Below are 4,394 nucleotides of genomic sequence, written 5' to 3' on the forward strand. Positions count from 1 at the left end.
GGCTGTACGTCGCGGCGTCGTCAAGCGCAAGCACCGTTTGCAGCACTAGAGCTCCGTCGCTGCGCCAAGCTTCCGCCTGCTCCAGCAGGCGGGTCTGCGTGAGCAGCACCGACGCCCCGCTGTCCGCGAGCATATACTCGATCCGCTCCGCCGGATAGTCCGGGTCGAGCGGCACATAAGCGCCGCCCGCTTTCCATACGGCGAGCACCCCGATCAACAGCTCCGCCGAACGGCCGGCCAGAATGCCGACCACCTGCTCCGGCTTCACCCCGCGCGCCCGCAGTGCATACGCCAGACGATTCGCTTTGGCGTTCAGCTCCGCATACGTCAGCTTGCTGTCTTCGTAGACAACCGCCAGCGCTCCCGGAGTGCGCTCCGCCTGCTCCTCGAACAGCTCGTGGAACGTTCTCTCTCTCCACGACTCATCCGCTTCCAAACCTGTACCCTCTGCGGCGGGTTGCTTCGCAAGAGCCGAAGACGACACGTCAAACCCGACCAGCAAATCATGCTTTTCGCTGTCCGTCAAGATATCCAAATCCGAAATCCGCGCACCCGGCTGAGCCAGGATCGACGCCAAAAGCTGCTCGTAATGACCCGCCAGCCGTACCATCGTTTCCTGTCTAAACAACGAGGTAGCGTACTCGATCTTGCAAACCAGCTCGTTATCGGCTTCCACGATATCAAAGCTAAGATCAAACTTTGCCGTCTTTTCCTCGATGTCGAACAGCGACCATTGCAAGCCTTCCAGGGTTAAATCCAAGCTTTCGTGCTTTTGCAAAGAAAACATGGTGTCAAACAGAGGATTCCGGCTTAAATCCCGGCTCACCTGAAGAGCTTCCACCAGCTCCTCGAACGGATAGTCCTGGTGCTCGTAGGCTCCAAGCGTCGTTTCCTTCACTTCCTGCAAGTAATCCAGGAACGTCCGCTCCGCCGCCGGACCCAAGCGAAGGGCCAGCGTATTGACGAACATGCCGATAATCGGCTGTAGGTCGGCGTGAGAACGGGCGGCAATCGGAGTGCCGACCACTATATCTTCCTGTCCCGCGTATTTATGAAGCAATACGGAGTACGCAGCCAGCAGAAGCATGTACAGCGTCGCCCCCGAATCGCCGGCAAGCCGTTTGAGAGCTTCGCTTTTCTCCGCATCCAGCGTAAACGTGAGCGTTTGACCGTCAAACTGCTGGACGGCCGGGCGGGAGAAGTCGAGAGGCAGCTCAAGAACCGGAAGCTCGGAGCTGAATACCCCGCGCCAGTATTCCTCCTGCCGTTTGATGCGCTGGCGCTGCTCCTCGGATTGCTGCCAAACGGCGTAATCCTTGTATTGAATCCGCAGCTCCGGCAATTCTTCCCCATTGTAAAGCCGCACGAATTCGCGCAGCAGCACGTCCATGGAAAGGCCGTCGGAACCAATATGATGAATATCCAGCGCGAGCAGGAATTTCTCTTTCTCCAGTTCGATCAGCAGGGCACGCAGCAAAGGCGGCTGGGTCAAGTCAAAAGGCTGAATGAAGCCTTCAAGAATGGCCGCAACCTGATCTTCGCTTGCTTGAAGCTTCTCGACCTTGAAAGCTACGAGCGGATGAATACGCTGAACCGGCTCCCCATTCACGATTTCAAAACCGGTGCGCAGCATATCGTGCCGGGCCACCAAAGTAGTCAGCGCCTTTTCCACTTTGGCCTCGTTCAAAGCCCCTCCCAATTGCAAGGCGCTTGGGAGGTTGTAATTCAGCTCCGAGCCATCCAGCTGGTGCAGGACGTACAGCCTTTTTTGCGCGGAGGAAACCGGATAGTACGCTTTCTCTTCCGCTTTCGGAATCGAGCTGTGCCGCGTTTCTTCCAAGCTGGCAATAGCCCCGGCCATCGACTCTACCGTCGTATAGCGGAACACATCGCGCAGCGGAAGTTCGACGTTCATTTCCTTCTGAATCTTGCTGACAAGGTTCGTCGCCCGCAAGGAGTGGCCTCCGAGCTCGAAGAAATTGTCCAGGACTCCAATGCCGGAGTAGCCCAGCACTTCCTCCCAGACCTTCACAAGCTGGGACTCCGTCCGGTTACGCGGCGCTACGTATTCGACGCCCGTTTGTAAGCCGCCTTGCGGCTCCGGCAGCGCTTTGCGGTCCACTTTGCCGTTGGTCGTCAGCGGCATGCGCTCCAGCTGCACGAAGTACGACGGGATCATGTACCCCGGAATTCCCTGGGCCAGCGAGGTTCTCATTTCGCTGACCGTCAGCGTCCGGTCCGCCACAAAGTAGGCGACAAGCGCCTTCTCGCCCCCGCCGTCCTGACGGGCGAGCACCACCGCTTCTTCCACGCCCTCGACGTTCAGAAGCTGCGTCTCGATTTCGTCCAGCTCGATCCGGTACCCGCGGATTTTGACCTGGTGGTCGATCCGGCCCAGGTATTCGATGTTGCCGTCCGGCAGCCAAGCCGCCAAGTCGCCCGAGCGGTACAGTTTCTCCCCCTCCGCAAACGGGGAATCGACGAACTTCTCCGCCGTCAGATCCGGGCGGTTCAGGTATCCTCTCGCAAGGCCTTCCCCGGCCACGTACATTTCGCCCGTTACGCCGATCGGCACAGGGCGGCGGTTTTCATCAAGGACGTACACGCTCAGCGTCGGGATCGGCTTGCCGATATTGCTCTTCGCCGCCTCCATTTCGACCCACGTTATTTCCTTATACGTAACGTGAACCGTCGTCTCGGTAATGCCGTACATATTGATCAGCTTCGTCTCCGGGTACTTCGTCTTGAAGCCCTTGAGCAGCAGCGGACTCAGCGCTTCGCCCCCGAAGATGACGTTGCGAATCCGCAGATCGTATGGATGGTCCGCCAAGACCTCACGCAGCAGCTGGTAGAAGTACGTTGGCGTCTGGTTCAAAATCGTGACCTGTTCGCGGCCCAGCAGCGCCAGGAAATCGGCCGGATTTTTCGCCGTGAGCGGCGGTACGATGACCACCTTGCCTCCGTACAGCAGCGCTCCGTACATTTCCCAGACGGAGAAATCGAAGCAGAACGAGTGGAACAGCGTCCACGTGTCGGACGGCCCGAAGTCGAACAGGTTCTTGTCATTGAACAGGAGGCGCACGACGTTCTTATGCTCGATCAGCGTTCCTTTCGGTCTGCCAGTCGTTCCCGACGTGTAGATGACATAAGCCAGGTTGCCCGGCCCGGAAATCGGCTCCAGGTTCGAAGCGTCCAGCGCATCGGCGGAGTCCGCCCCTCTGTCACCCCAAACGAAATCGTCCAATTCGAGGCGCGTTCCTGCGAAGTCGGTCTTCTCGTGCAGATGCTTTTGAATCAGCAATAACGGCGCGCCCGAATCCTCGATCATGAAGCGGATGCGCTCCTCCGGGTAGTCGGGATCGACAGGCACGTATGCTCCGCCCGCTTTGAGAATCGCCAGAATGCCGACGACCATATCGAGCGAGCGTTCGGCCAGAATCGCTACCAGCTGATCCGCTTCTACTCCCGTCTCCCGCAGCTTCCGCGCAAGGCGGTTGGATCGCTCGTTCAGCTCGCGGTAGGTCAGCTGCTGCTCGTTCATGACGGCGGCCACGTTGTCCGAGTAAAGCTCCGCCTGCTCTTCGAACAAGCCGTGAATCGTCTGCTGCCTCGGGTAGTCCGCCTCTGAATCGTTGAAACCGCGCACCAGCTCGCGGATTTCCTCCTCCGTGAGCATTTCCAGCGAGGCAATATTCCCGTCCGGCGCTGCTACGATGGTTTCGAGCAACTTGTCATAATGTCTGGCGAACCGTTCCGCGGTCTCCTGTTTATACAAAGCCGTAGCGTACTCCAACCGGCATTCGAGCTGACCGTCCAGCTCCGAAATATCCAGGAGCAGCTCGAACTTGGATGTTTGGTTTTCCAGCGGATAAAACGATTGCTCCAGCCCCTCGATGACAATTTGCTCGTTCTCCGTATTTTGCAGGGAGAAGAACGTATCAAAGAGCGGATTCCGGCCGGTCGCGCGCGCAATGTGAAGACTTTCCACCAAGTCTTCGAACAAATAATTTTGGTTTTCGAAAGCCCCGAGCGTGATGTCCTTGATTTCTTCCAGGTACGAAAGGTACAGCTTGGAACGCTCTGGACGGCTGCGAATGGCCAGCGTGTTGATAAACATCCCTACGATCGGCTGCACTTCTTCTTGCGTTCTTCCGGCAATCGGCGTTCCCACGATCAGATCTTCCTGACCCGAATATTTATGCATAAGGATGGAGTAAGCCGACAGCAGCACCATATACAGGGTCGTGCCCGTCCGTGCCGCCAGCTCTTTCAGCTTCTCCGTCCGCTCTTTCCCGATATAAAACTTCACGGTTCGGCCGTCAAAGCTTTGCACCGCAGGCCGCGGGAAGTCCGTCGGCAGCTCCAAGACCGGCAGCTCGCCCGACAGCTGTTCG

1 protein-coding gene is annotated in these 4,394 nt (G+C 58.0%); it reads right to left on the bottom strand.

Features of this window, described 5'->3' with window-relative positions; translation table 11 throughout:
• Window positions 1–4,394 (bottom strand): non-ribosomal peptide synthetase (locus L696_RS28105; protein WP_155985297.1); only part of this gene is annotated, 4,394 nt, incomplete at both ends.

This window comes from Paenibacillus maysiensis, from assembly GCF_000520815.1.
In the GTDB taxonomy this organism is placed as follows: Bacteria; Bacillota; Bacilli; order Paenibacillales; family Paenibacillaceae; genus Paenibacillus; species Paenibacillus maysiensis.